Annotated in this window: 26 protein-coding genes; 14 read left to right on the top strand and 12 right to left on the bottom strand. The window is 40.4% G+C overall.

What is annotated here, in order from left to right; translation table 11 throughout:
* Positions 1-51: 51 nt before the first annotated feature.
* On the bottom strand, positions 52-1,353 hold the full coding sequence (locus tag LMH66_RS01765) for an anaerobic sulfatase maturase (protein WP_229368017.1): 1,302 nt from the start codon (positions 1,351-1,353) through the stop codon (positions 52-54).
* A gap of 222 nt (positions 1,354-1,575) precedes the next feature.
* Here LMH66_RS01765 and LMH66_RS01760 point away from each other — a divergent pair, with 222 nt between their 5' ends.
* The 3 genes from LMH66_RS01760 to LMH66_RS01750 are packed head-to-tail and all read left to right on the top strand — an operon-like array spanning position 1,576 to position 4,622.
* Entirely contained in the window at positions 1,576-2,424 is an 849-nt protein-coding gene (locus LMH66_RS01760) for a formylglycine-generating enzyme family protein (protein WP_229368014.1), read from the top strand.
* Between the two features lie 46 nt (positions 2,425-2,470).
* Positions 2,471-4,165: an alkaline phosphatase family protein gene (locus LMH66_RS01755; RefSeq protein ID WP_229368012.1), complete on the top strand. Its 1,695-nt coding sequence runs from the start codon at positions 2,471-2,473 to the stop codon at positions 4,163-4,165.
* A gap of 46 nt (positions 4,166-4,211) precedes the next feature.
* Positions 4,212-4,622: a hypothetical protein gene (locus tag LMH66_RS01750; RefSeq protein WP_229368010.1), complete on the top strand. Its 411-nt coding sequence runs from the start codon at positions 4,212-4,214 to the stop codon at positions 4,620-4,622.
* A 24-nt stretch (positions 4,623-4,646) separates the two neighbouring features.
* Here the strand turns inward: LMH66_RS01750 and LMH66_RS01745 are convergent, their stop codons facing one another.
* A complete protein-coding gene (locus LMH66_RS01745; RefSeq protein WP_229368009.1) occupies positions 4,647-5,168 on the bottom strand; it encodes a prepilin-type N-terminal cleavage/methylation domain-containing protein in 522 nt (173 codons plus the stop codon).
* 234 nt (positions 5,169-5,402) lie between these two features.
* Between LMH66_RS01745 and LMH66_RS01740 the strand changes: the two genes are divergently transcribed.
* Positions 5,403-7,142, top strand: coding sequence for an ABC transporter transmembrane domain-containing protein (locus LMH66_RS01740; protein ID WP_229368168.1), 1,740 nt, complete (start codon positions 5,403-5,405; stop codon positions 7,140-7,142).
* Positions 7,143-7,271: 129 nt separating this feature from the next.
* On the opposite strand, the gene LMH66_RS01735 is transcribed toward LMH66_RS01740, so the two are convergent.
* Positions 7,272-8,870 carry an AMP-binding protein gene (locus LMH66_RS01735; RefSeq protein WP_229368006.1) on the bottom strand — a complete coding sequence of 533 codons (1,599 nt, stop codon included), beginning with the start codon at positions 8,868-8,870 and terminating at the stop codon, positions 7,272-7,274.
* Between the two features lie 480 nt (positions 8,871-9,350).
* Between LMH66_RS01735 and LMH66_RS01730 the strand changes: the two genes are divergently transcribed.
* Entirely contained in the window at positions 9,351-11,918 is a 2,568-nt protein-coding gene (locus LMH66_RS01730) for a TonB-dependent receptor plug domain-containing protein (RefSeq protein WP_102529866.1), read from the top strand.
* Positions 11,919-12,015: 97 nt separating this feature from the next.
* On the opposite strand, the gene LMH66_RS01725 is transcribed toward LMH66_RS01730, so the two are convergent.
* Positions 12,016-12,546, bottom strand: a complete 531-nt coding sequence (locus LMH66_RS01725; RefSeq protein ID WP_102529865.1) for a thioredoxin family protein — start codon at positions 12,544-12,546, stop codon at positions 12,016-12,018.
* A gap of 173 nt (positions 12,547-12,719) precedes the next feature.
* Here LMH66_RS01725 and LMH66_RS01720 point away from each other — a divergent pair, with 173 nt between their 5' ends.
* Positions 12,720-13,337: a LysE family translocator gene (locus LMH66_RS01720; RefSeq protein WP_102529864.1), complete on the top strand. Its 618-nt coding sequence runs from the start codon at positions 12,720-12,722 to the stop codon at positions 13,335-13,337.
* Between the two features lie 74 nt (positions 13,338-13,411).
* Here the strand turns inward: LMH66_RS01720 and LMH66_RS01715 are convergent, their stop codons facing one another.
* A complete protein-coding gene (locus tag LMH66_RS01715) occupies positions 13,412-13,735 on the bottom strand; it encodes a DUF3144 domain-containing protein (RefSeq protein ID WP_102529863.1) in 324 nt (107 codons plus the stop codon).
* 71 nt (positions 13,736-13,806) lie between these two features.
* A complete protein-coding gene (locus LMH66_RS01710) occupies positions 13,807-14,352 on the bottom strand; it encodes a prepilin-type N-terminal cleavage/methylation domain-containing protein (RefSeq protein ID WP_229368005.1) in 546 nt (181 codons plus the stop codon).
* A gap of 95 nt (positions 14,353-14,447) precedes the next feature.
* Here LMH66_RS01710 and ung point away from each other — a divergent pair, with 95 nt between their 5' ends.
* Complete coding sequence (ung, locus tag LMH66_RS01705; protein WP_229368003.1) at positions 14,448-15,107, top strand: uracil-DNA glycosylase; 660 nt, start codon at positions 14,448-14,450, stop codon at positions 15,105-15,107.
* A 100-nt stretch (positions 15,108-15,207) separates the two neighbouring features.
* On the opposite strand, the gene ispB is transcribed toward ung, so the two are convergent.
* On the bottom strand, positions 15,208-16,179 hold the full coding sequence (gene ispB / locus LMH66_RS01700) for an octaprenyl diphosphate synthase (protein ID WP_102529860.1): 972 nt from the start codon (positions 16,177-16,179) through the stop codon (positions 15,208-15,210).
* Positions 16,180-16,456: 277 nt separating this feature from the next.
* Here ispB and rplU point away from each other — a divergent pair, with 277 nt between their 5' ends.
* The 7 genes from rplU to LMH66_RS01665 all read left to right on the top strand — a co-directional run bounded on the left by rplU (position 16,457) and on the right by LMH66_RS01665 (position 20,712).
* Positions 16,457-16,768, top strand: a complete 312-nt coding sequence (gene rplU / locus LMH66_RS01695; protein ID WP_102529859.1) for a 50S ribosomal protein L21 — start codon at positions 16,457-16,459, stop codon at positions 16,766-16,768.
* A 16-nt stretch (positions 16,769-16,784) separates the two neighbouring features.
* Positions 16,785-17,039, top strand: a complete 255-nt coding sequence (rpmA, locus tag LMH66_RS01690; protein ID WP_055024328.1) for a 50S ribosomal protein L27 — start codon at positions 16,785-16,787, stop codon at positions 17,037-17,039.
* Between the two features lie 231 nt (positions 17,040-17,270).
* The gene (gene cgtA, locus LMH66_RS01685) at positions 17,271-18,437 is read left to right on the top strand and encodes an Obg family GTPase CgtA (RefSeq protein ID WP_102529858.1); all 1,167 of its coding nucleotides are present in this window, start codon (positions 17,271-17,273) and stop codon (positions 18,435-18,437) included.
* 62 nt (positions 18,438-18,499) lie between these two features.
* Positions 18,500-19,264, top strand: coding sequence for a threonine/serine ThrE exporter family protein (locus tag LMH66_RS01680; RefSeq protein WP_229368001.1), 765 nt, complete (start codon positions 18,500-18,502; stop codon positions 19,262-19,264).
* Positions 19,261-19,728 (top strand): threonine/serine exporter family protein, encoded by a 468-nt coding sequence (locus LMH66_RS01675; RefSeq protein WP_229367998.1) that lies wholly within the window; start codon positions 19,261-19,263, stop codon positions 19,726-19,728. The genes LMH66_RS01680 and LMH66_RS01675 overlap by 4 nt, the downstream gene beginning before the upstream one ends.
* Positions 19,729-19,755: 27 nt before the next feature.
* Entirely contained in the window at positions 19,756-20,232 is a 477-nt protein-coding gene (gene folA, locus LMH66_RS01670; protein ID WP_102529855.1) for a type 3 dihydrofolate reductase, read from the top strand.
* Between the two features lie 87 nt (positions 20,233-20,319).
* Positions 20,320-20,712, top strand: coding sequence for a DUF3718 domain-containing protein (locus LMH66_RS01665; protein ID WP_102529854.1), 393 nt, complete (start codon positions 20,320-20,322; stop codon positions 20,710-20,712).
* Between the two features lie 442 nt (positions 20,713-21,154).
* On the opposite strand, the gene LMH66_RS01660 is transcribed toward LMH66_RS01665, so the two are convergent.
* The 5 genes from LMH66_RS01660 to pdxA form a co-directional block, all read right to left on the bottom strand.
* Positions 21,155-23,176 (bottom strand): HAMP domain-containing methyl-accepting chemotaxis protein, encoded by a 2,022-nt coding sequence (locus LMH66_RS01660; protein ID WP_229367994.1) that lies wholly within the window; start codon positions 23,174-23,176, stop codon positions 21,155-21,157.
* A 122-nt stretch (positions 23,177-23,298) separates the two neighbouring features.
* Positions 23,299-24,114, bottom strand: coding sequence for a symmetrical bis(5'-nucleosyl)-tetraphosphatase (locus LMH66_RS01655; RefSeq protein ID WP_229367991.1), 816 nt, complete (start codon positions 24,112-24,114; stop codon positions 23,299-23,301).
* Positions 24,115-24,118: 4 nt separating this feature from the next.
* Positions 24,119-24,499 carry a Co2+/Mg2+ efflux protein ApaG gene (gene apaG / locus LMH66_RS01650; protein ID WP_229367989.1) on the bottom strand — a complete coding sequence of 127 codons (381 nt, stop codon included), beginning with the start codon at positions 24,497-24,499 and terminating at the stop codon, positions 24,119-24,121.
* Positions 24,500-24,547: 48 nt separating this feature from the next.
* Complete coding sequence (gene rsmA / locus LMH66_RS01645; RefSeq protein WP_102529850.1) at positions 24,548-25,354, bottom strand: 16S rRNA (adenine(1518)-N(6)/adenine(1519)-N(6))-dimethyltransferase RsmA; 807 nt, start codon at positions 25,352-25,354, stop codon at positions 24,548-24,550.
* Positions 25,355-25,361: 7 nt separating this feature from the next.
* Entirely contained in the window at positions 25,362-26,348 is a 987-nt protein-coding gene (gene pdxA, locus LMH66_RS01640; protein WP_102529849.1) for a 4-hydroxythreonine-4-phosphate dehydrogenase PdxA, read from the bottom strand.
* Position 26,349: the final 1 nt, after the last annotated feature.

Genomic DNA, 26,349 nt, shown 5'->3' with positions numbered 1-26,349 from the left:
AGTGAAGGCATACAAATACCCTCTATTAAAAATAATATGTAAAGGTAAACGTTATCGGTTTTTTGTGGCTTGTTGCATTAACTTATCGCTATATTTACCGTGTGCGACAGGGTGGCCTGTATTGCGTAAAATGTACGCTAAAGGTTTATCGATATAGGCGAAAAACTTTTTCCAGCCTGCACATAAGTAATTCAGGCCCGGCTCACCATCACGGCTGCTGATAAAGCGGTTTTTAGGGCATTCGCCATAACATGCAAACTGATACTCACACTGGCTGCACTGGGAGTTTATCCCGCGTGATTTTGCTAAACCAAAACTTTGCTGTTTTTCTGAAAATGCCATATCAGCTAAAGGCGTGTCTTTTATATTGCCAATTTTATATTCAGGGTAGACATAGTGATCACAGGCAAAAACATCACCATTAGGCTCGAGCGCTAAGCCTTTGCCACAGACTTGACCTAAAGTGCATAACGGATTTTTATTGCCCATCCAGGCTTCAACACTGGCTTCGAAATATTGCACCATGATTTTACCAAAATCATGCATCACCCATTCATTAAATACAGCAATGAGGAAGTTACCCCATGCTTCATCTGAAACACACCACGGCTCCATTACAGAACTTTTGTTTCCCGGAATAAGACGTTTATCACCTTGACGATATTGCGGAGCTTTAGTGTCGGTTTGAGGTGCATCGGTTCTGAAGGTTTTCTGCTCAACAATTGGGATAAATTGCATTTGCGGAGACTTCACCACATCGCGTAAAAAGCGGTACACCTCAACAGGGCTTTGGCTGGTCACTTTGTTGACACAGGTTAATGTTGCGAACCTGACTTCATATTTATGCAGCAGTTCTACCGCAAGCATGACTTGTCTAAATGTGCCACGACCAGCACGGTTGGTGCGGTAAGTGTTATGCATCAGCTCTGGACCATCAATGCTCAGTCCAATCAGGAAGTTATTTGCTTTAAAAAACTGACACCATTCGTCGTTAAGCAATGTGCCGTTGGTTTGCAAATCGTTAGAGATGACAACCCCTTTCGGACAATGCTTTTGTTGGTACTCAACGACTTTTTTAAAATAATCGAGCCCCAGCATCGTCGGCTCACCGCCTTGCCAAGAGAAGATGATTTCTGGTGTGTTCTGCTGAAGAATATATTGCTGAATATATTCTTCTAGTAAGGCCTCATCCATTTCAGGGGAGCAGCCTTTTTTATATTCTAGCAAGTCTTGTTTACTGAGGTAGTAACAATAGTCACAATCAATGTTGCACACAGCGCCAATGGGTTTTGCCATGACGTGCATACGTTTTGAGGCTTTACCATTAAATTGTGGACCTTGAGTTATCTTCATATCACTACCTCTTAATGGCTGAGCGTGTCTGTTTTGTACAGAATTGCTTTGTATCGTATGTAAGCTGACAGGTTTGTATCAATTGAGGTAAATTGTAAGCTATTCACTTTGATGATATAAGCTCAATTCGGCTATATCCAATATAACCATTAGTTTGGTTAACAAATCGATATAGCGTTTTATAATTGCTACTTAAAACAGCGGATTAATAATGGGAAATATATGAAACAAGCTGGTGATAATCTTGGTCACATTAACCATAGTGTTAAACCGTCATTACTGCAGAGCACTCGCACGATAGTGTCGGGAGTGATTGGCGCAACATGTCTTGTTTTTTTAAGCGCTTGCAGCACCACTAACATTTCATCTCACCCAATTTCTGTGTCGATTATGGCTGACATGGTGTTAGTTGATGGCGGCTCCTTCGTCATGGGTTCCAATTTGGAAACAGCTAAAAAGTCAGAACAGCCGGCTCATGAAGTCAGTGTAGATAGTTTTTATATTTCAAAATTTGAAGTGACTCAGGAACTGTTTGAGTCAGTAATGGGTGGTTCAAATAGCTTTTTTGTTAACCCTAAAGTACCAGTTAATAATTTAAGTTGGCAGCAAGCGGTATATTTCATTGAACGTTTAAACGAATTAACTGGCGATAATTATCGTTTACCTACTGAAGCAGAGTGGGAATTTGCTGCCATTGGTGGCAATAAATCTAAAGGCTTTACTTACAGTGGCTCGAACAATATCGATGATGTTGGCTGGTATGCCCAAAATGCTAATAATCGTGCACAACCTGTAGGGCTCAAAAAGCCAAATGAACTTGGCCTTTACGACATGACAGGTAATGTTGGCGAGTTTGTTATTGATAAATTTGATGAAGGTTTTTATCGAGTATCGCCTAAGCATAATCCTAATAATGCTCAGCATTCAGATATCAATTTAGCCCATAAAACTACCCGTGGTGGCAGCTTTGCTTATGATGCCAACGAGTCTGAAAACTTTCGACGAGACTTTGCAAGTCAGTCCATCTTAATGTCTGATTTAGGGCTAAGGTTAGCAAAAGATGCTAACTAGTTTTAAATGAATATGGAACGTTCTATTTTTAAATCGCGGAGTCCTAATGAATAAACTTAGTTTGTCTTTATATGCTTTGGCGTGCATGACGAGTTTAAGCCCACTGGCGGCAATTTCAGCAGAAACACCACCTAAATTAATTCTACAAATTACCGTAGATGGTCTACGAGGTGATTTACTGGATCGCTACAAGCATAACTTTGGTGATAATGGGTTTAAGTATCTGCTTGATGAAGGCACTCATTATACTAATGCCCATTATCAACACAGTAACACTGAAACGATTGTAGGCCACGTATCGCTTGCGACAGGCGCGACACCCAGTGTGCATGGCATGGTGGGTAATGTTTGGTATGACCGAAGCCAAGAACGCCTCGTTTATAATGTTGAAGATGAAAATTATCATATGTTGTCAGCGAATGCTGGCGTTGATAAATCAACTGAAATAGATCCAACTCAGAAGACGGCTTTAATGGATGGACGTTCTCCAATTCCAATGCTGAGTACTACGTTTTCTGACGAGCTGATGGTGGCGACCAATGGTCAATCAAAAGTGTACTCCGTATCCGTAAAAGATCGTGGCGCGATTTCACTTGCAGGGCATATGGGAAAAGCTTTTTGGTTTTCTAAGAGTCAAGGTGAGTTTGCCACAAGTAACTATTATTACCCGCAATATCCTCAGTGGGTTAATGATTGGAATGACAGTAAGCTTTACAAGCGTTACTCAGACAAAAGTTGGCAGTTAAGTTTAGCGAAAAAAGAATATACCTTAGTCGATTCATCCGCGACTCATAAAATTGACTTAGCAGGATTTAATAACCAATTTCCTCACCCTTACGGTGCAGGTGATAGTAAGTATTTCACGACAAAATTAACCTTAAGCCCTGCAGGGGATGAGCTGGCTGCAGATTTTGCTAAAACCTTATTATCTAAAGAAGCATTAGGACAAAATAAGCATACTGACTTTTTAGCGGTGAGTTTCTCGTCTAATGATTATGTCGTGCATATGTTTGGCTCCAATAGTCTGGAAACCGAAGATAACTTACTGCGTTTGGATAAAACCCTTGCCGATCTATTCAGTCATGTTGATAAGCAAGTCGGTCTAGAAAATACTTTGATAGTGTTATCGGCAGATCACGGTGTACCAGAAACTGCGCCACATGTGCATGATATCGGGTATCACGATGCGGGATACTTTGAAGTTGATAGCTTATTAAACCAAGGGGTTAAAAAACGCTTAAAACAAGAGTTTGGTTTAAATGATGATGTAATAACTTTGTTTTCAGAGCCTTATATTTATTTAGACCGTGAATTAATTGCCAAAAAGAATCTGTCTCTTGCACAAGTGCAAACCGCGATAGCCCAAGAAGTGATGAAAGTAAAAGGGGTCGAAATGGCCATTACGTCGACTGATATTGAGTTGAATAATGTTCCGCCAACCCGAGTCGGGCAGCTGGTAATGAACAACCATCATCGACAGCGTTCTGGCGACGTTTATATCGTGTTTGCTCCACGTAAGTATATTAATGATTTAGAAGGTTTGGTTATCGCATCTAAACACGGTTCACCTTGGCGATACGATACCCATGTACCAATTATTTTTGCTGGGTATAATATTAAAAGTCAACGTATTGATCGTGAGGTGACGCCATATGACATTGCGCCAACCTTATCGAATAAATTACGGATCACTCAACCTAGCGGTGCAACAGGTCAAGTGCTTGAAGAAGTAAGCCGATAAACACTCAATACAGAAATAGTAATTTTACTCAAAACAAAGGAATGATATGAACGGTGCAGGTGGAACATCAGGTGGGATTGGCTCATTTTTTATTGGATTAATTATGATGTGTGGTGGCTTTTATATGCTATTAAAAGCGATAAAAGTGACCAGTTCATTCGGCTTTAGTCATAGCCTTTATAATGTGGGCGGGGTTGGGTTAACCAGTGGCATGATCATGATCCCATTCATGTTTGGTATTGGACTGATGTTTTATAATGCTAAGAATATCTTTGGTTGGATCCTCACTTTTGGTTCATTAGTCGGCTTGATATTTGGTGTGATAAGTTCAATCAATTTCCGCTTTAGCCATATGAGCGCGTTCGATTTAATCGTTATATTGGTGTTAAGTGTCGGTGGGTTAGGGATATTTCTACGCTCGTTAAAAAGTATAGAAAAAAGATACCCTGATGCTTAATGCTGTAAATAAGATGGTGTGTCGTTAACAGCCATTGGTGACGACATTAATAATAGGTCTTGCACTTGCTGAAGTAGCTTGTCGATAACGTAAATAGCAAGCTGCTTGACCTGCATCTTCTGTGATAACGCCATGCCAATAAATCCAAGCGCCATCAAATATGCTTGGACGTTTGTTCCAGTCCCCTTCTGGGAAGTCCATTAGTAAATCAATACCTGCAGCGGTGCCATCTGGATAACCGTAGGCTAGTTCAACATCAATATCGTTAATACTTAGAGTTGATGTGGCTAGTTTTTCAACGCCAGCGATAGATGCTTTTGAATAGGTAAGTGTTGCAGCCGACTGCATGGCACTTTCCATTCCATCCATTGTTGCGACAATAGAATCTTTTCTAAAATCAATAAATTTGCTGCTAGCTACTATGGCTAAAATAGCCAATATAATGATAATCACAACCAGTTCAATTAATGTGAAACCAAATGATTTTTTCGAATAACTGAATTGGGCTGAGTGATTTTTAGGTGAGCAAAATAATGTTTTATTCATATATTTTAAAATGTATTTCTATGTAATGTTATTATTTTTGGCTTACTTATGTTGTTAACAATAGTAGCAGCATTTTAGGTTGTGTTGATACATAACGCCGATTGATAATACATCTACATTACTTGTTTTTGTTGTTATTATCCTAATTAACTTAGTTTCTGGTGGATGTAAACTGTGCCGAATTCAAAAGAGAGAGCGTCAACAGAGGCTCTCTTATCTAATACTTCCTCTTCTATTGCTGTATTACCTTGGATATTTGATTTTCTCAAACCTTATAAACTAAAAGTGTTTGCAGCAATAATCTTTTTGTTTATTGGCTCCTTTGCTTGGCTTTCTTTAGGTCAAGGCGTGCGGATGATGGTGGATGAAGGCTTCTTGGCTGATAACGCTGAGCGCCTTAATGAAATTGTACTGTTCATATTAGTCATCACGGCCATTAGCGGCGGTGCCGTATTTTGTCGTTTTTACTTAATGACCTGGCTTGGCGAACGAGTTATCGCTGATATTCGTTTGACTGTTTACAACCATTTATTGAATTTATCCCCTGCATTTTTTGCCGAGCAGCGTACTGGTGAAGTCATATCAAGGTTTACCGCTGACAGCACACTATTACAAAGTGTTGTTGGCAGTAGTTTATCAATGGCATTTCGCTCAACTGTGACAGTGCTCGGTGCTATTGTGATGATGGCGATAACCAGTCTTAAACTCACAGGACTAGTGTTACTCGCTGTGCCAATGGTGTTTATTCCGGTGATCTTTTTAGGCAAAAAAGTGCGTCAGTATTCACGTAAGAGCCAAGATAAAGTCGGCGATTTAGGCGCATATATTGATGAAACTCTGCATGAGATCCATACCGTGCAGGCTTATGGGCATGAGCGTAAAGATAGAACCGAGTTTACTAGCCAAGTTGAATCGGTTATGACCGCAGCGAAAGGGCGAATTTTATATCGCTCAATTTTAATCTCGTCAGTGATGTTCTTAAGTATTGCAGCAATAGCCTTGGTTTTGTGGGTAGGCGCACAAGATGTAATGCAAAATAATATCAGTGCGGGTGAATTGTCTGCCTTTATGTTTTACGCGGTGATGGCAGCAGGTTCAGTTGCCACAATCAGCGAAGTCTTTAGTGAAATACAGCGTGCTTCAGGTGCTGCAGAAAGACTGATTGAGTTAGTACGTACTCCGGTTGATATCCCCGAAGTGACAACCCCTGTAGTTTTACCTGCCAACATCAATGGGTGTTTGAGTCTTGAAGCGCTTCGTTTTGCCTATCCAAGTAGTAAAGAAGACGTCATTAAAGGCATTGACCTTACAATATCAGCAGGCGAAAGGGTGGCCTTAGTGGGCGAGAGTGGTGCAGGTAAAAGCACGCTGTTTGAGCTATTACTGCGCTTTTATCAGCCTAAAGCAGGTATGGTTAAGTTAGACGATATTGATGTATCGAGGTTAAGTCTAGAGCAGCTTAGGGCGCAATATGCATTGGTACCTCAAGAGTCAGTCATATTTGCCACCAGTGTATTTGAAAACGTGCGCTACGGTCGTATTGATGCAACAAAAGAGCAAGTGCAGCAAGCTTGCATTACCGCAAAAGCGGATGAGTTTATCCAGGAGTTATCGGACGGTTATGATACTTATCTTGGTGAGCGTGGGGTTAAGTTATCTGGTGGACAAAAGCAGCGTATAGCCATTGCTAGGGCAATATTAGCCGATAGACCAATATTGTTATTAGATGAAGCGACGAGTGCGTTAGATGCTGTGAGCGAAGTCAAGGTTAAGCAAGGGTTAGACAACCTAATGCAGGGGAGAACAACGCTCATTATCGCTCATCGACTCGCGACAGTGATTAATGCCGACAGAATTGTCGTGCTTGAAAAAGGCCAAATAGTTGCCATAGGGACACATCAAGAGCTAATGCAGTCTAGTGATGTTTACCAAGAGTTTGCCAGCTTGCAGTTACTGACAGAGCAGAGTAGTTAACCGTAATCGTAATTGACATGAGTTAAGCAATAACAACAAGAGTGTTAACATAAGCAAACGCCACTATCTAAGCTGATAGTGGCGTTTTTTATTAAGACTTGCCAATGAAATATTAGCGACTTAATGAGATTACTTTCTGAGTTCACGCCTTAGAATTTTGCCCACAGTACTTTTAGGTAACTGGGGTGTAAATTCAATGATGCGCGGTACTTTATAAGCGGTTAATTGACTGCGGCAATAGTCAGATATTTGTTGCTTAGTTTGCGCTTCATCAGTTGTCGCTTCTTTTAATACAATAACAGCTTTGACCGCTTCACCTGACTTGTCATCTGCTACACCGACAACTGCACATTCAAGTACTAATTCATTTTGCGATAATACGTCTTCAACTTCGTTAGGGTACACATTAAAGCCAGATACGATGATCATGTCTTTTTTACGGTCAACTATTTTATGAAAGCCATCAGCTGTCGCGACAGCAATATCACCGGTTTTAAAGAAACCATCTTGGGTCATCACTTTGGCTGTTTCAGCTGGCTGTTGCCAATAGCCTTGCATAACTTGTGGCCCTTTTACTGCTAATTCACCCGCATCTGCGAGTGGTACTTCTTCATCATTGATATCAAGGATCTTTACTTGAGTCTCAAGTACGGGTTTACCTATGGTACCTAGCTGCTGAAAACCCGGAGCATTAAGGCTTACAACTGGTGATGTCTCTGATAAACCGTAACCTTCTGAGATCATGCAATTGGTGGTTTGTTGCCAAATATTGGCTGCCGCGCTAGTGAGAGCGGTACCACCAGAGATAGTAATGGTTAACTTACTGAAGTCGAGAGCTTGAAATTCTGGCTGGTGGCATAAGCCAACAAATAAGGTATTTAGGCCGGCAAAACCTGTAAATGGGTAGCTGGCCATGGTCTTTATAAGGCCACTAATATCACGTGGGTTTGGAATGAGTACCGAGCAGCTGCCTGATTCAAAATACAGGACTAGATTCACCATGAATGCATAGATGTGATATATCGGTAAAGGCGCAACAAAAATATCTTCTCCTGGCGTCATGGTGCTAGCGATACGAGATTTAACTTGCGCTGAGTTAGCTAACATATTGCGATGACTTAACATTGCGCCTTTTGATAACCCTGTGGTACCACCAGTGTATTGCAGTGCGGCAAGATCAGTTTGTAATGGTTTTACTGGGGTGTAATTTGATTGCGCGCCAAGTGCGAGCATCTGATTAAATTCAATCTTTTCAAACGGGGTATCAGCTTGAGGTTGTGGATTAATCAAGTCCAATGCATGCGTACTAATAACTAACGATACTGAAGTTTGTTCAATGACGTTATTTAGTGTTGGCAGTAAATCCGATAACACCACCAAGGCTTTGGCACCAGAATCATTAAATTGATGAATTAATTCACGCTCGGTATATAACGGGTTGGTATTAACAATAATCAGCCCTGCTCGAATCGCGCCGTAAGCTGCAATGACAAATTGGGTAATATTGGGAAGTTGAATTGCAATTCTATCTCCCACTTCAAGTCCACTGTGTTGCTGTAAGTAAGTGGCAAAATGACGTGATGCAGCTTCAATCTCATTAAAAGTGGTTTTCTTGCCCAAACAGGCGTAAGCGACATTGTCTCCATACTGCTGACAAGTTTGTTCAATTAAATCTACCAGCGATTGATACTTTTCTAGGTTAAGTATTGTATCTGCGTCGTATGCCATGGTTATCACCTTTATTGTGTTTGTTCTTCTGATAATCAAACGAGCGTTTAGATTAGAGCTATTGTGCTCAAAAGGTCAACAGAATTCGCGATATATTTTTATTATCACATTAATATATATAGAGTTTTTACTCTACATATGTAATTTTATACTTGTACAACGAAGGTATTAATGCTGGTTTTTTAAACTAAATAAAGTTATCTGGATGGTGTTACTAATTAAGTAACGCCTAATCTGCAGGTTAATATGCTGCTTAGTTGTATTTTTCTATATATATTTAGTTAATTTATCTTTTTTATTGGCTGAAAGGCGTTGATTATTTTGATAAATAATAGAAATTATTAGCAATTGTGTTTTATTTGTTATAAAAATGTAACTGCAAATGGAGTTACTTCATTTTGGGAGAGACGATGTTTACGTCATTGAATTGATTTAAACACCTGTCACAAGCATGAAATTATAATAAATAAAGAGACACCAATGATGACTAATTTAAAGAAAAGGAAGTTTGGCTTAAATTCATTAAGCCTTGCTGTAACAGTGGCTTTAGCCGGCTCTGTTATGTCAACACAAGCAATGGCCGAAGATGAAGAAGTCGCAGAAAATGTAGAAAAAATTGCTGTTGTGGGTAGTCGCGCTGCACCTCGTTCAGTGGGTGAGTCCCCAGTACCTGTGGATATTATTAGCGCTGATGATTTAAGGAAAAATGGCTCAACTGACATGATTGATATGTTAGTTACTTCTGTGCCTTCTTTTAACTCTCGTGCACAACCAATTAGTGATGCTGCAACCTTAGTTCGTCCAGTAAATTTACGTGGTCTTCCATCAGATAGTACTTTGATTTTAGTGAATGGCAAACGTCGCCATCGCGCTTCGGTAATTGCTTTCCAAGGTGGTGGTATTAACGATGGTGCTCAAGGGCCTGATATTTCAGTCATTCCAAGTATTGCTTTAAAGCAAGTTGAAGTACTTCGTGATGGAGCTGCTGCACAATACGGCTCAGATGCAATTGCAGGGGTGATGAACTTCCAATTAAAAGATAGCGCTGAAGGTGGCTCAATTAGTGTCAGCCATGGTGAGTATTATGAAGGCGACGGCGCAACAACGACAGTTGATGGTAACATCGGGTTACCACTAACAGATGCTGGTTTCGTGAATATTAGTGCACAATATAAAACCGCTGATGCTACAAGTCGAAGCGTACAGCGTCCGGATGCTGCGGGTTTAATTGCGGGAGGCAACACTTTTGTCAATGACCCTGCACAAGTATGGGGTAATCCAGAAATAAACGATGATTACACCATTTTTGCTAATCTTGGTTTTGATTTTAATGACAAACACAGGGTTTATGCATTTGGTAACGTTTCATCAAGAGAAGCAATTGGTGGCTTCTACTACCGTAACCCTCACAATCGTGGCAATGTCTATTCAGTTGACGGCGGAGAAACTTTATTAGTCGGTGCGGTCAATGGAGACCAATCAACTTGTGATGTTGTTCCTGCAAATGTTCCTAATGTACTTGATACGCCAGAGTATGCCGCTATGGTTGCGGATCCTAACTGTTTCTCTATGAACCAAGTTCGTCCAGGTGGTTACACGCCACAATTTGCCGGTACGATTGAAGATATGTCTTTCTTCTTCGGCTTTGAAGGTGAGATGGGTGAATGGAATTATGATGCTAGTGCTGGCACAGGTTCAAACAAATCTAGCTTTAGTCTTTATAATTCTTTAAACCCTTCACTTGGCCTTGCTGCTAACCCTGAAGATACGCAAACAGATTTTGATACTGGTGCTTATGAGCAGGTTGAAACAACGGTCAATTTGGATTTCTCTCGTTTCTTTACCCTAGGTTCAGTTGAAGATATTAGCTTTGCTACAGGTTTTGAATGGAGAGAAGAATCATTTGAAATTACTCAAGGTGAAGAAGCCTCTTGGATTGCTGGTCCTTATGCTGATCAAGGCTTTAATATCGGCTCACATGGTTTTAAGGGCTTTGGTCCAGAAGCAGCAGGTAAAAATGATCGTAGTAACATTGGTATTTATGCTGATGTTGAAGCCTATTTAACAGATGACTGGTTATTAGGTGTTGCACTTCGATATGAAGATTTCTCGACATTTGGTGATACGTTAAATTATAAAATCTCAACCCAATATTCATTTACTGATTATTGGTCTATGCGAGCATCTCACAGTACTGGATTTAGAGCGCCGACTGTAGGTCAGGAAAATGTTGTGAATACGCAAACATCGATTGTAAATGGCGATTTGATTCAGACATTTATTGCACCTCCAACGGATCCATTGGCGGCATTTTATGGCGGTGAAGTGTTAGAACCTGAAGAATCTGTAAACTATGCAATTGGTACAGTATTTGAGTATGAAGATTTCTTCTTAACAGTTGATTACTACAATATTGAAGTGACAGGTCGTATTGCGCAATCAAGTCAAATCGAAGTGAAAGCTGAAGATTATGATGACTTACGTGATGCAGGTGTTGAATTTCCTGAGTTGATTTCAGCGGTGACCTATTACACCAATGATTTTGATACAACGACTCAGGGTGTGGATATTGTCGGCTCTTACGAGACAGAGTTGATGTCTGGTGACACAATGTTCAGTCTTGCTTATGGCTGGACAGATACAAACGTTGATAAGTTCGATCCGGATACAACTGATGAGGGTAAGGTACGCCGTCTAGAAGATGGTATTCCAGCTCATCGTGCAACCCTGACATGGAATCAAACTTGGGATGATTTAAACGTTTCATTACGTGGTAATTACTTCGGTGAATACTACGCTACTCATGCAGATGATACTTCTGACTGGGGTTCTGAAACGGCTGATTCTGCAGTGACAGTAGATTTAGAGGTTAGCTACACAATGTTCGATCAGTTAACCCTTTCTGTCGGAGCAAACAACTTGTTTGATCAAGAAGCACAAGAGTTAAAAGATGGTACTCAAGGTGTGCTAGGTGCAGTTTACTATGAAAGTGGTCCATTTGATTACAATGGCGGTTTTTACTACGGTAAAGTTAGTTATGTATTCTAAGTTTATGGATATGATTTAATAAAAAACCTTGCCAGTTGGCAAGGTTTTTTATTGGCTGATAGGTAGGTTTACATTTAACTTATCTTAATCAGACTGATTACTTAGCTGCTTCTAAAGATTGAAATACAGCGTTCATGGTTAACTCTACAGGAAGTAGTATTCCTTGAGGATGACTGGGACCATAGACTTTGTTAAATGGTGTACCCATTCCACCATTTTTGCCTACATAGCTTTCAATCATGGGGTTGGGCTCTGTCCAGTTTCCTTTCATTAGTACAATATTATCTGCTTCTAATGCATTTACTATCGTTTCACGACGAGTGACATTCGCTTTATTGCTTCGACACGGTAAACACCAGTCAGCGTATATATCGACAAAAACGGTATAACCTTGATCGACCAATGGGGCTATCTGTGCAGGGTTGAGAGGCTGCCATTGTAGTCGTTTATATGCATTATAATCTTCAGTTTTTTGTAAAAATGCATATATCCCAGTAAAGCATATCGTCATAAAACCTAACAATATAATAATGGCGGTCGGAATATTTTTCCCTTTGATTTTAAAGAAAATAAGTAACGCAATACCAGCAAGCAATAAACCAAGTAATATAGGAAACATTAAGGTCATGATGATGTTCTCTGAGATGTGTACAGTATATTGATATTCACTATATCAAGGATTACTTAATTTGAGGTTAAATGAATGTTGTTAATAGAAATTCATGGTAACGTACGGCTTTTAATGAGTTGATTCATACAGACTCAAAGAGTTAACAATGCAAAATATGGGAATCGAGTGTAATGGCGTTTAGTACTTGGTTAGGTTTACTAGCCATTTGTTGTTTAGGGGCGATGTCACCAGGGCCAAGTTTAGCTATGGTATTGAGGCATACTTTGTCAGGCGGGCGATTACATGGCGTTGTTTGTGCTTGGGCGCACTCAATCGGTATTGGCGTTTATGCATTGGTGACGTTATTAGGACTGGCTGTTGTTTTAGAAAAATCACCCATTATTTTTAACGCCATTGCGGTTGTTGGGGCACTTTATCTTGCATGGATGGGTTTTCAAGCACTTCAATCTAAAGGAGGCATGGAGCAAAAACTGCAATCTGGTGAGCCAAGTTCATTGCTTCAAGCGGCGAGAGATGGCTTAGCAATTTCATTATTTAACCCGAAAATCTTACTGTTTTTTCTCGCCCTATTTAGTCAATTCGTTATAGCGGCTGAAACGCTTACAGGGCAAACTTTGATTGTACTAACCCCGCTTGTGGTCGATGGTTTGTGGTATACGATTATTGCAGTGGTGTTGTCTCACGGGCCTGTTTTGTCACGGCTTCGCGACAAGGCGGCGATAATTGATAAGTTGTCAGGGGTAGTGCTTATTTTACTAGCAGTTAGGGTGATTATTAATTTGTTCTAGTGTTACAAGGTTGGTTTAGCCGAAAAATACAAAGCCATCGGTTAGATGGCTTTTTCGTATATTAAGTCTATCAATTAGCCTTTGAAGACTTGCACTGAATCATCAGCTTTTTCTTCTGTGGCTTTTTGTCCGCCTGGAGGGTTCTTGATATGGTCATTCAAGTTTTCGTTCAGCATGCCTTTGTATTCATCAGAGAACCAATTTAAGGCATTTTCTTTTTCTGCTTCTAAATCTGAAGACTTGATTGCAGCTTCGAAGGCATTGTAGCGCGCAGCAGCAAAGCGAAGCGCAGTACCGACTTTACCGATATCATTTTCAGTTTGACCAAGTTGATTTGCCAGGGCAATAAATTGATCCGCTAATTGGTACATGGTTGTTTCTGTTTTTTCTTCAGACATGAAAATCTTCTCACAATGATTTAAAAATTAGCCAAGAGTCTACCTACTTTACCGACAGAATAAAGTAGCAATTACGTATTCGGGTCAGAATCTGTGATCACTTGACCATTGCGTGAGTCGTAATAGATTGAGAGTGTGGCTAATGGATTATAGAAATATCGACATTGATCTGGATTGATATAAGTGGCTCTGTAAACTGAGTCGTCAGGGCTAGTGCTGGTTGTAATGGAAGGAGCATCTTGCAAGATAGTCTCCCAAACGGAAATACAGTCATTGGTGTTATTGAGTCTCGGGGATGATTCAAAAGGAGGCCAATTTTGCGCCGGATAGCCCCATTGATTAATGTCTAGCTGACCATCAGTACCTGCGTTTTCAAAAATCTGAAGATTATCAGCAGGGCCAGAATTTCCTAACGCAGCCCACTTCATGTTAGCCAATGAAATACCGCTGGAAAAAGCGCCGCCAGTCCCTTGGACTTTAGAAACTTCAGCATCTTGTTTAATATTGATAAACTTGGGTAATGCGATAACGGCAATAACGCCTAATATAATAATAACAACGACTAATTCTATTAGGGTAAAACCAAATGTCTTTCTGGTGTTCAGTTTCTTGGGCATCAACGAACATCCTTTTTATTTTGTTATGAAATTAATTTTAAGTTAAAAAATATTTTTATGCGAATTGTTGGCAATTCAATGGAGTAAATAATCTGATGGACAGTTGGATAGAGTTCATAGCACTAGAAAAAAAGAAAGCGTATTTTGTCGCGCTGGAGCAGTTTCTAGATAATCAAAGACGACTTGATAAAGTCATCTTTCCGCCATCGGAAGATATCTATAATGCGTTTGATTTAACCCCACTAGATAAGGTTAAAGTGGTGATACTCGGGCAAGACCCTTATCACGGTGCAGGACAAGCTCATGGCTTATGCTTCTCGGTCCAAGCTGGAGTGAAAACGCCACCTTCATTGGTAAATATTTATAAAGAGCTGAAACAAGATATTGCAGGTTTTGAGATCCCGAAACACGGTAACTTAACCCATTGGACTGAACAAGGTGTGTTGTTGCTCAATACAGTATTAACGGTTGAAGAAAGTAAGGCTCACTCACACTCAAAGGCTGGCTGGGAGACTTTTACCGATAATGCCATGCAATGCCTTAATGAACGTGAGGAGTCTATTATATTTGTGTTGTGGGGCGCTCATGCTATTAAGAAGGGCAAGTTAATTAATGCTCCGCAGCATCAGGTTCTAACTGGGCCACATCCATCACCTTTATCAGCCTATCGTGGCTTCTTTGGCTGTCAGCATTTTTCAAAAGTTAATCAACTGCTGGCACAGAAGGGTAATATGCCGATTGATTGGCAGGTCTAGATACTCTGTAAACCTAACAAACATTTTTTGAACATAATAAAAATGCACTTGGCTAATGAAAGCGAAGTGCATTTTTTATCGCAAACTTAACAGCTATAAATTAGTTGTTACGTTGAACTGATATTTTAGCTAATGAAATTAACGCTGTTTTATATTCACTATCTGGGATCGGAGCGAGTGCTGCGATCGCTTTATCAGCTTCTTGGTCTGCTTTCTGTTTAGTGTATTCAAGCGCGCCAGATTCTTTGAGTGCTGCAACAATCTCATCGATAGCCTTAGTGCCGTCACCTTTTTCAATGGCTTCTTTAATCAGTGCTTTTGCAGTGTCGTTACCGTGTGCCATGGCGTAAATCAATGGCAATGTCGGTTTGCCTTCAGCTAAGTCATCACCGATATTTTTACCAAGCTCATCAGCATCAGCAGTGTAATCTAATAAGTCGTCGGTTAACTGGAATGCAGTTCCGAGGAATTTACCGTATTCACCTAATGCGGTTTGCTGTTCTTGACTCACATCTGCAATCACACCTGTGAGTAAGGTCGCGGCTTCGAATAATTTAGCTGTTTTGCAGTAAATCACTCGCATATAATTTTCTTCCGTGGTTTCAGGGTCATTACAATTCATTAATTGTAAGACTTCACCTTCAGCAAGAATATTGGTGGTATCTGCTAAAACTCTTAGCACTTTCATGCTATCGAGTTCAGTCATCATCTGGAATGAACGGGTATATAAGAAGTCACCAACAAGTACGCTAGCACTATTTCCAAAAAGCGCATTAGCAGTTTTGCGGCCGCGCCTTAGGGTCGATTCATCTACTACATCATCATGCAATAAAGAAGCTGTGTGGATAAATTCAATAATGGCAGCTAACTTAAGATGTTCTTCACCTTTATAGTCAATAGCGCGAGCGGCTAATACAGAAAGCAGTGGACGAAGTCTCTTACCACCACCATTGATAATGTAAAAACCCAGTTGGTTTATTAATGCAACATCAGACTCAAGTTGTTTGTAAATTAACTGATTGACGGCTTGCATGTCATTATCAGCTAGTTGACGAATGGCGTTCAAATCCATAATGGTCTCTAGTTATTAGGCTATTGGGCAAATTATATTGCCCACTATATAAGGTTCAAATTGTATATTAACAAATTTTAACTAATTTTCATGCCTTAGACAGCTTTTGTTCTTAGATAGTGAGAGTTAAACCGAGCTTTTTTTAATGATTCAAATTTAACGCTTGCCAGACTGCTAATCTTGCCGTAGAATCCGCGCCCATTGTCATTAAAAGTTTTTAGCACCCGATATCTACTATTACGAATCGGAGTGTTAGTCCATTTGGAGTGAAATAGCTATGTACGCTGTTTTTCAAAGTGGCGGAAAGCAACATCGTGTTGCTGAAGGTCATACAGTTCGTTTAGAGAAAATTGAAGTTGCTACTGGTGAAACTGTAGAGTTTGATCAAGTATTATTGGTTGCTGATGGTGAGAACGTTCACGTTGGTACTCCTCTAGTTGCTAGTGGTAAAGTTGTTGCTGAAGTGGTTAGCCACGGTCGCGGTGAGAAAGTAACTATTCAAAAGTTCAATCGTCGTAAGCATCACGAAAAGAAAATGGGCCATCGTCAATGGTTCACTGAAGTTAAAATCACTGCGATCAGCGCATAATTTAGGAGTCTAACTCATGGCACATAAAAAAGCTGGCGGTTCTACTCGTAACGGCCGCGATTCAGAAAGCAAACGTCTTGGTGTTAAGCGTTTCGGTGGCGAATCAGTTGTTGCTGGTAACATCATCGTACGTCAACGTGGTACTAAGTTCCACGCTGGTGTAAACGTAGGTATCGGTCGTGACCATACTTTGTTTGCATTAACAGACGGTAAAGTTAAGTTTCAAGTAAAAGGTCCTAATAACCGTAAGTTTATTAGCATCGAAGCTTAATTCTAGACTCTAATCAGTCTTTGAAAGCCCCGCCTTCTGGCGGGGCTTTTGTGTTTTTTACCTCATTGTTGAATTTAGTTAACTAAACTTCAATGAAGTATTTCGATGTATCACATCGATAGTTATTTTTTTGCAGTAAGCGATTTATGGTGATTGTATCTTCTACGCTTCCCTGCACATCTCAGTCTTTTGAGGTTATAATTGGCACATTAAGTGGTGTCAGGAGTATGTATGAAGTTTATAGATGAGGCTAAAATCAAAGTTGAAGCGGGTAACGGTGGCAGTGGCTGCGTTAGCTTCAGACGTGAGAAATATGTGCCAGACGGCGGCCCAGACGGTGGTGACGGCGGTGATGGCGGTAACGTATTTTTAGTCGCAGACGAAAACATGAACACGCTTATTGATTTTCGATTTGTACGTTCTTATATAGCTGAACGCGGTAAGAATGGTCGTGGTCGTGACTGTACCGGTCATGGCGGCGAAGATACGTTATTAAAAGTACCAGTAGGTACGCGTGCAATGGATTTTGAAACTGAAGAGTTGCTAGGTGATTTAACCACTCATGGTCAGAAATTATTAGTGGCTAAAGGTGGTTTCCACGGTTTAGGTAATACTCGCTTTAAAAGCAGTACTAACCGCGCTCCAAGACAAAAAACCTTAGGAACAGCAGGCGAAGTACGCATGCTTAAACTTGAGTTATTGCTATTGGCTGACGTTGGTTTATTGGGATTACCTAATGCAGGTAAATCAACCTTTATACGTTCAGTTTCTCGTGCAACGCCAAAGGTTGCTGATTACCCGTTCACGACATTAGTACCTAACCTTGGTGTAGTAAACCCACGTCCAGGCCAAAGCTTTGTCATCGCAGATATCCCAGGTTTGATTGAAGGTGCTTCTGACGGTGCAGGTTTAGGTATTCGATTCTTAAAGCATTTAGAGCGTTGTCGTGTGTTATTACACATCATCGATATCGATCCTATTGATGGCAGCGATCCTGTTGAATCTGCTCGCTCAATTGTGGCTGAACTTGAGAAGTACTCTCCAAAGTTAGCAGCCAAACCTCGTTGGTTAGTGTTTAACAAAATAGATTTGCTTCAAGAAGATGAGCTTGCTGAGAAAATGGAGCACATCGTTAAGGAAATCGATTGGAAAGGCGACATTTATACTATGTCGGCATTCAACCGTACCAATACAGAAGACCTCAGTCTGAAATTGTTAGACTTTATTTCTGCTCTTCCTGCAGAAGATGAACTCGCAAATCCTGAAGATGAAGTTGAATTCAAGTGGGATAATTATCATCAAGCAAACGTTGAATCAGTCAATGAAGATTATGATGACGATTTTGATGATGACTTTGACGAAGATGATTATGATGTAGAGATTATTTATCAACGTTAATATTGAGAGATAAAATCGCCTAGATTATTATGGTGTTATTAATAGGGTAATAAGAGAGACCAGTGTACGCAGAAACTCAAAATGATATCACTCGTCTTGTGGTACGCAGTGCGCAATTACTCTTAGCTTACGGCGCTGAATCTGATCTTGTTGAAGAGATCAGCCAGCGCTTAGGCAAAGCCCTCGGCTTAGCCAGTATCGAACTTTCCATCTCCTCCAACTCCCTCGTTTTAACCAGCCTAGTTCATGGGCGTTGTATCACTACCACAAGACGTATTAGAGAGCATGGCATCAATATGATGATTGTGTGTGAGGTGCAACGAATTTGCCTACTTGCAGAAAAGGGCATTTATGGCGCGAAGCAGGTCAAAAGACGTTTAGAAAAAATTGAACCGAGGAGCTACCCAGCCAAGTATGTTATTGGCATGATAGGCCTATCTTGTGCGAGTTTTTGTCACTTATTTGGTGGTGATGTCGCGTCATGTATCATTACCTTTATCGCCTCAGCTGTCGGGATGTCAGTACGACTGTCATTAGTTAAAAAGCATTTTAATTTACTGATTATTTTTTCAATAACCGCTTTCATCACCACATTAATCGCTCAGATTGGCTATGTCATTGATATAACTGATACGCCTAAAACAGCCATGGCAGCCAGTGTACTAATGTTGGTGCCGGGTTTTCCTTTGATTAACGCTATTTCAGATATGGTTAAAGGCCATATGAATGTTGGAATATCCCGGTGGGGACATGCCACGTTGTTAACTCTGTCTACAGTGATAGGGATTACGTTGTCAATGGCACTGGGAGGGGAGTTTTTTCTATGAATCTCTTCCTAGAGTTACTCCATGATGCTTTCTTTTCTGCTATACCAGCGATCGGCTTTGCAATGGTGTTTAATGTTCCAAAGCGATTTTTACCTTACTGTGGTTTAGCTGGCGCCATTGGCCATAGCTTTCGATCTTTATTAATGCACTTTGATATGCCTATTGAGTGGGCAACCTTTGCTGCAGCAGCACTTGTTGGCGTGATGACTATCCATTTTGCTAAGAAACATTTAGCGCCTCCGCTTATGTATTCTGTTGCTGCCATTATTCCTATGGTGCCTGGCACATACGCATACAATACTTTGATATCAATTGTACAACTCAGTGTTCAAGAACAAATAAGCAGTGATTTAACTTCGCTAGTGATTTTTAACGGCTTAAAAACGGTATTTATTCTGGGTGCTATCGCGGTGGGGCTGGCTATGCCATCACTGGTTTATTATCGCACTCGACCCATTATTTAAATTCTTAAGCATTTATAAGGACTATACATGCGCATCGCAATGATTGCCGCCATGGCAAATAATCGTGTTATCGGTAAAGACAATAAAATGCCTTGGCATTTACCTGAAGACTTAAAACACTTTAAAGCCATGACATTAGGAAAACCTGTGGTGATGGGGCGCAAGACTTTTGAATCTATTGGAAGGCCACTCCCTGGGCGTCATAATATTGTGATAACTCGTCAGAATGATTATCAGCCTGAAGGGGTCAGTTGCGTAAATTCTTTTGAGGCAGCAAAAGAACTTGTTAGCGATTGTGAGGAAATAGTTGTGATTGGTGGTGGACAACTCTATAAAGAAATTCTACCGCTAGCCGATACCCTTTATCTAACCTTCATAGAGTTAACTGTTGATGGTGACACCTTTTTTCCTGAGTGGGATGATGGTAGCTGGACATTAACTGAGAAGGTTGTTGAGATAAATGAATCACAATTGCAATATAGCTTTAACACTTTGGTGAAATAATGTTAAATTGTGTCCTGTGTTACCCTGAATTGATACTTACCCTTGATGGTAGGTACAAAAATAAAAATACCTAAAAAGGAGTGTCAGATGCGTTTATTGCCAGTGGCCTTAGCAGCCCTAATTGCAGCATCTTTTGTGTCAACCCCTGCCGAAGCGAATACCGATCAACTTGTCGCAAACATTTGTGATTATGTAAAATCTAATGACAAAAACCGTTTACGTAAAAAGTTGAAAGAAAGCCGCGTAAAATTACGCAATATTTACACTGGTGTTTCTTGTGACGGTAACAGCTTATTAAGAACAGCTTACAACTCTAATTCATTAGAAGTAGGTGAGTATATTGCAAAGCGTCTTCCTGCCGGTGACTTAAGCACACCAGAAGCTGACGGTAAAAGCATTCTTGATTGGGCAAATGCAAATGGTCATAGCGGAAGTGCTATTACTGCTGCAGTTCAAGATCGTATCAGCGGTGGTGAATAAACGTTAGTTTACGTATTGAGTCATTTGTTACGGTTTGGTGCAATAGAAAGTGTATTGCGTCATAACGAGCTAGATTAATTGTTGATTTGCGTCTTTCGTTAGTACAAATAACAATTAATCTAAAAACCGCCATCATGGCGGTTTTTTTATGGCTTTAATTTGATGATTAATAACCGTCTTAAAGATGTTGGATATAGATGTTTGTTCACTGAACAATCTAGCGTTACAAACTCACTAGCCTAGCTAATCAGATATTAGATTAATTGAAAGAAGTGGTGGTAAACGGCTTTATTCTTATCTGCTTTATGCTTCTTTGAAAACCTTTTTTATCCTCTGAAGTGTTAAGTTGTGGCTGCAGGCGAAACGTCAGCTTTAAAGTGAATTTAAGGTATTAAAAAAGACTCCTAAGAGCCTTTTTGATTAAATGATGATAGTTGGGTGTTTATACTCTAAATTCACCCACAGAGCTTTGTAGCTCTTCAGATAGCATTGCTACTTGATGGCTTGACTGCGCAGTTTGATCTGCACCCGTTGCCGTTTCTTCTGATATAGCGGCAATATGTTCTAGCATTTCTGATACTTGCTGGCTGACAAGGTTTTGCTCTTGTGCAGCTTGAGCAATATGATTACCAGAATCGTAGGCTTTGTGAACCGATTGACTAATGGTTTCTAGTGCTAAGTTCGCTTGCTCTGTTTTATCAACACAGCTACTTGCTTGTGAGCGACCTAATTCCATCACTGACACAGCTTGTTGAGCACCTTGCTGCAGTATCTCAATCATTTGCTGAATCTCACTTGTCGATTCTTGAGTTCGAGATGCTAGGCTTCGCACTTCATCTGCTACGACAGCGAATCCACGCCCTTGTTCACCTGCACGTGCAGCTTCAATTGCAGCATTAAGTGCAAGTAAGTTTGTTTGTTCTGCAATACCACGAATAACATCAAGAATTGAACCAATAGAAGCACTATCAGAATGAACTTTATTAATCACTTGACCTGCTTTAGCAACTTCATCAGCGAGGGCAAGAATCGTTAGTTTGTTTTCTTCAGCAATTGTGCGCATATGCTGTGTTTCTTCATCAGCCTGTTTAATTTGCTCTAGTGCTTGATCAGCGCTCATTGACACTTGCTGAGCACTTGAACTTAATTGTGTTGTGGCTGTAGCAACTTGGTCAACTTGGCTCTTTTGCTCTTGGATACCACTGGTTGTTTGAGTGGTGATTGCAGACGTTTCTTCAGCTGCTGCTGCAAGTTGGTTTGAGCGGTCTAGAATACCAACAATCAGATTTCGTAGGCTATCGACTAAACTGTTACAGTTTTTAGCAAGCTCTGCAAATTCATCATGTCCCGTGTCATCAAGCTTATGAGTTAGATCACCCGAGGCGAGAATATTTAATGCCTGATTCACTTTCGCTAATGAACGAGTCAGTGGTTTAACCACTGCAATACTTACAACAATCGAAACGAGAATGGCAAGAATGACAACAAACATTGTTTTCAAACTTGCAGAGTCGATGTTTTGAATAGCGCTGTCACTGATTTCACCTGTAAAACCTTCGATATTATTAGCTAAGTTAATCATCTTAGCGTTAACATCTAAACGGGCTTTATCGGTAGCAGCGAGCATTTTTTCAGCTTGTTGATCGTGACTCAGTTGCTGCCCTTTTATAGCAATAATGCCATTATTGTCGTTAATTAATTTAAAGACAGCTTCACTTTCAGCATTCAAGTCATTTAAGGTATTGTCACTGACGATACCGCGCCCCTGACGATTGATATGTTCAATCTTAACTCGTGTATCACTGACCATATAGTCAAGCTCATTAACTATTACGTTGTACTTGCTGTTGTCTTTTGCTGCAACTAAGTCATAAATCGTAGTGATAATATTGATAAAGGTACTGTCTACAACGCCGGCTGTTGCAGCAATACTTTGCTCGGTTGCATCTTCACTCATTTCTAGATCAATCAGATCTAACAGAATTGACGATGCTTCATCTGCACTATCTTCTAAGTCACTTCGTAGTGATAAAAGCGTTTCATGCTTAATAAGTGCGCTTTCATGTTCTTCTAGCATGAGCTTGCTGTTTTTATCAAAACTTGAATAGCTAGATTTTAATTTCGAAAGATTACTTGAAAACTCTTGTCTATCGGAGATGAGGTTAGACAGCTTATTCAAGGTTTTAGTGAATTCTGCTGATTCTGTCTGGATCTTTTTCTCAACAGCTGGGATTTGTGCAGACTGATCTGTGTAATAGCCAAATAAAATTTGAATTTGCTGAGCACTTAAGTTTTGGGTTAATTCACCCGTTGCAGTGAGGGCTGGTAAGCTAACTCTTTGCAACGTTGTAGTGCTATCTTTAATGGTACTATTGGTAAGCAGTGATACACCTCCCAATATGATTAAAAGAAGTGTTACAACAGTAAAACCGCCAATGACTCTGGTGGCAACATTAATTTTCATAGCATACTCCGGCTGTTATTATTTTATCCCGAATTTATCTCTTGATCGCTCAGGGTAATGTGATCATGTGAGATCTATTAGCTTTATCGGCTAAGGTTATTATTAGTTTAACAATTTATTAATTATTTTAGTTTTTGCTGAATTATTTTTTCATTGGTTTCAGCATGCCAAAGTGTCATATATTCTCCCCAACAACAGCCCGTATCCAATGCCAAAACGTTATCTTGTTGAGTCACTCCCATAAGAGCGGCCCAATGGCCAAATACTAAAGTGTGGTTGTCTTTAAGCTCTGAATCGAATTCAAACCAAGGTGTTAACCCTGAGTTTTTATCTTTTATTGGCTTTTTACATCCAAAATCCAAACTACCATCTGGATGTAAGTAACGCATTCGCGTCAGCGCATTAATGCAGTACCTTAATCTAGGTAACCCTTTAGACTTACTATCCCATAAATCAGGCGCTTCAGTGTACATTTTTGCGATAAGAGAGTTTAGATAATCATTCTCTTTTAGCGCATTGCTCACAGCAAGCGCTTCAGTTTGCAGTGTGGTTAAATCCCACTGCGGCGGCACACCTGCATGGGTCATGATGATATTATGCGAAGGTAAGGTTTGTACCAAGGGCTGTTGTCTTAGCCAATCAATCAAGTTAGAAATGTCATCAGCCGCGAGTAGTTCAGCTAGGTTATCTTTGGGATTAGCTCTTTTAAGCTTACCGTGTAAAGCCAGTAAATGGAGGTCATGATTACCAAGGGTGACTTTAGCGCTGCCTTCTAAGGATTTTAAATAACGCAGCGTTTGCAGAGAACCATGGCCACGAGCGACTAAGTCACCGACTGGCCAAAGTTCATCCTTTGCTGGGTTGAAGTCTACCTTTGCTAGCAGCAATTTAAGTTCGTCAAAACAGCCCTGTATATCGCCAACAAAATAATGTGCCATAGTGCTACTGTAAAATACCTGGAATCGCGAGTCTAAAAGTAGGAATATTAGCTTTAAAAGGCTCACCATGTTCGGTCACCATGCCGTAGCTGCCTTCCATAAAGCCAACAGGGGTTTCCATTACGGTGCCACTTGAATATTGATAAGCGGTATCAGGAGCAATAGTTGGGGTTTCACCGACAACACCAGGCCCTTTGACTTCGCTAGTATCACCATTGGCGTTAGTGATGATCCAGTGACGGTCTTTTAGCGTGATTGGGATTTCGCTGAGATTAATAATGGTGATGGTATAACTGAACAAATACTTTTCATCTTCTGCTGATGATTGTTCTTCAAGGTAATTTGTTTCAACTTTTATTTTTACGTTAGCAGCTACAGAGGTCATCAAACTTCCTAAAAAAAGAAAGGGCATTTAATTAAAATGCCCTTGAATTTACTCACCTTTATCACAAACCAAATTGGCTAGCGCAACATATTGTTCAACGCTTATTTGCTCTGGTCTGAGTGTTGAATCAATGTTTAATTGACTAAACTCTTCGTCAGTGATCATTTGCTTTAAGTTATTTCTTAATGTTTTACGACGCATGTTAAAGGCTGTGGTACATAAATGGCGTAAAACATTCACATCTTTACAGGGGAAAGGCTTCACATCGTAAGGTAATAAACGCACCACTGCAGAATCGACTTTTGGTGCAGGCTTAAAGCTCTCTGGCGGTACTTCTAGAACAGGAACCACTTTACAGAAATACTGAGCCATGACAGTTAAGCGGCCATAAGCTTTTGTGCCTGGACTTGCAGACAAGCGTAGTACCACTTCTTTTTGCAGCATAAAGTGCATGGTTTCGATGATTTCGGCAAATTCGAAAAGATGAAACATCAACGGTGTTGAGATGTTGTATGGCAAGTTGCCAAATACTTTCATCTTTTTACCGTCTTGTTGAAGCTGGCTAAAATCAAAATTAAGCGCATCACCTTGGTTAATGGTTAATTTATCTTTTAATACTGGGTGATTTTGTAAACGCTCTACAAGATCCTTATCCAGTTCAACAACAGTTAAATTATCAACTGCATCTGCAACGGGTTCAGTTAATGCACCTAAACCAGGACCAATTTCAACCATTACATGATCGTTGTCTGGTGAGATTGCGCCCACAATTCTACTGATGACACTTTCATCAGTTAAAAAGTTTTGCCCGAAACGTTTTCTAGCCGTGTGGCCTAAATGTACTTTATTGCTCATTGGAAATTTATTTACTTACTTTTGAGGCCAATTCAATGGCTTTGTTTAATGCACAGGTAAAACTACCGCAATCTGCTTCGCCAGTGCCCGCAAGTTCTAATGCAGTGCCATGATCGACAGAGGTTCTGATATACGGAAGACCTAAGGTGATATTAACCGATTTTCCAAAACCTAATGATTTAAGTACTGGAAGTCCTTGGTCGTGATACATAGCAAGAACCACATCTGCTTCTTGTAAGTATTTAGGTTGGAATAGTGTATCAGCAGGCAAAGGCCCGACAATATCAATGCCCTGTTCACGCAGCTCATTAAGTGCTGGGATCATGATATCAATTTCTTCCCTTCCTAAGTGTCCATCTTCACCTGCATGAGGATTTAATCCACACACATATATTTTAGGTGAAGTGATGCCAAACTTTTGCACTAATTCGCTGTGCAAAATTTGGATAATATGGTGTAGACGTTCGCGAGTTATTGCCTTGGCAACATACGCTAATGGAATATGTGTGGTCATTAGCGCCACTTGTAAACCTGGCGCGGCAAGCATCATAACTACATCTTGGCAATTTGCTTGTAATGCAAAGAATTCAGTGTGGCCACTAAAAGGAATGCCTGCTTGGTTAATAATGCCTTTATGAACTGGGCCAGTGACCACTGCAGCAAATTCATTGCTCATGTTCTTTTCACCGGCATAACGCAGGGTATCTACAACATAAGCGCTGTTTATTTCGTTTAGTTTTCCACATTCAACTTCTGCGGCTAATGTAAACGGAGCGATGGTCAATGTGCCAGCTTCTTGTGGTTTAGCATCAAGTGTAGGCTGGTAAGGACGTAGACTCAGCGGCAAACCTAACATTTTAGCTCGGCTGGTTAATAATTCCGGATCTGCACAAACAACTAACTCAGCAGGCCAAGCCTGCTGAGCAAGTTTAATTACAATATCTGGGCCGATACTCGCCGGTTCACCCGGCGTAATCGCAATTCTTTGTGTCATT

The sequence above is a fragment of the Shewanella sp. 10N.7 genome, assembly GCF_020806285.1.
Classification (GTDB): domain Bacteria; phylum Pseudomonadota; class Gammaproteobacteria; order Enterobacterales; family Shewanellaceae; genus Shewanella; species Shewanella electrodiphila.
This window is presented reverse-complemented; position numbering and strand designations above follow the sequence as displayed.

What these genes read in the sequence shown, in the direction of transcription:
- LMH66_RS01745 (WP_229368009.1), bottom strand. Translation starts at nt 5,168, where the DNA reads ATGAATAAAACATTATTTTGCTCACCTAAAAATCACTCAGCCCAATTC.
- LMH66_RS01760 (WP_229368014.1), top strand. Translation starts at nt 1,576, where the DNA reads ATGAAACAAGCTGGTGATAATCTTGGTCACATTAACCATAGTGTTAAA.
- LMH66_RS01765 (WP_229368017.1), bottom strand. Translation starts at nt 1,353, where the DNA reads ATGAAGATAACTCAAGGTCCACAATTTAATGGTAAAGCCTCAAAACGT.
- LMH66_RS01725 (WP_102529865.1), bottom strand. Translation starts at nt 12,546, where the DNA reads ATGACCTTAATGTTTCCTATATTACTTGGTTTATTGCTTGCTGGTATT.
- ung (WP_229368003.1), top strand. Translation starts at nt 14,448, where the DNA reads ATGGACAGTTGGATAGAGTTCATAGCACTAGAAAAAAAGAAAGCGTAT.
- LMH66_RS01755 (WP_229368012.1), top strand. Translation starts at nt 2,471, where the DNA reads ATGAATAAACTTAGTTTGTCTTTATATGCTTTGGCGTGCATGACGAGT.
- LMH66_RS01655 (WP_229367991.1), bottom strand. Translation starts at nt 24,114, where the DNA reads ATGGCACATTATTTTGTTGGCGATATACAGGGCTGTTTTGACGAACTT.
- LMH66_RS01720 (WP_102529864.1), top strand. Translation starts at nt 12,720, where the DNA reads ATGGCGTTTAGTACTTGGTTAGGTTTACTAGCCATTTGTTGTTTAGGG.
- LMH66_RS01710 (WP_229368005.1), bottom strand. Translation starts at nt 14,352, where the DNA reads ATGCCCAAGAAACTGAACACCAGAAAGACATTTGGTTTTACCCTAATA.
- rpmA (WP_055024328.1), top strand. Translation starts at nt 16,785, where the DNA reads ATGGCACATAAAAAAGCTGGCGGTTCTACTCGTAACGGCCGCGATTCA.
- pdxA (WP_102529849.1), bottom strand. Translation starts at nt 26,348, where the DNA reads ATGACACAAAGAATTGCGATTACGCCGGGTGAACCGGCGAGTATCGGC.
- LMH66_RS01750 (WP_229368010.1), top strand. Translation starts at nt 4,212, where the DNA reads ATGAACGGTGCAGGTGGAACATCAGGTGGGATTGGCTCATTTTTTATT.
- rsmA (WP_102529850.1), bottom strand. Translation starts at nt 25,354, where the DNA reads ATGAGCAATAAAGTACATTTAGGCCACACGGCTAGAAAACGTTTCGGG.
- apaG (WP_229367989.1), bottom strand. Translation starts at nt 24,499, where the DNA reads ATGACCTCTGTAGCTGCTAACGTAAAAATAAAAGTTGAAACAAATTAC.
- rplU (WP_102529859.1), top strand. Translation starts at nt 16,457, where the DNA reads ATGTACGCTGTTTTTCAAAGTGGCGGAAAGCAACATCGTGTTGCTGAA.
- LMH66_RS01735 (WP_229368006.1), bottom strand. Translation starts at nt 8,870, where the DNA reads ATGGCATACGACGCAGATACAATACTTAACCTAGAAAAGTATCAATCG.
- folA (WP_102529855.1), top strand. Translation starts at nt 19,756, where the DNA reads ATGCGCATCGCAATGATTGCCGCCATGGCAAATAATCGTGTTATCGGT.
- LMH66_RS01665 (WP_102529854.1), top strand. Translation starts at nt 20,320, where the DNA reads ATGCGTTTATTGCCAGTGGCCTTAGCAGCCCTAATTGCAGCATCTTTT.
- LMH66_RS01715 (WP_102529863.1), bottom strand. Translation starts at nt 13,735, where the DNA reads ATGTCTGAAGAAAAAACAGAAACAACCATGTACCAATTAGCGGATCAA.
- LMH66_RS01675 (WP_229367998.1), top strand. Translation starts at nt 19,261, where the DNA reads ATGAATCTCTTCCTAGAGTTACTCCATGATGCTTTCTTTTCTGCTATA.
- LMH66_RS01730 (WP_102529866.1), top strand. Translation starts at nt 9,351, where the DNA reads ATGATGACTAATTTAAAGAAAAGGAAGTTTGGCTTAAATTCATTAAGC.
- ispB (WP_102529860.1), bottom strand. Translation starts at nt 16,179, where the DNA reads ATGGATTTGAACGCCATTCGTCAACTAGCTGATAATGACATGCAAGCC.
- LMH66_RS01660 (WP_229367994.1), bottom strand. Translation starts at nt 23,176, where the DNA reads ATGAAAATTAATGTTGCCACCAGAGTCATTGGCGGTTTTACTGTTGTA.
- cgtA (WP_102529858.1), top strand. Translation starts at nt 17,271, where the DNA reads ATGAAGTTTATAGATGAGGCTAAAATCAAAGTTGAAGCGGGTAACGGT.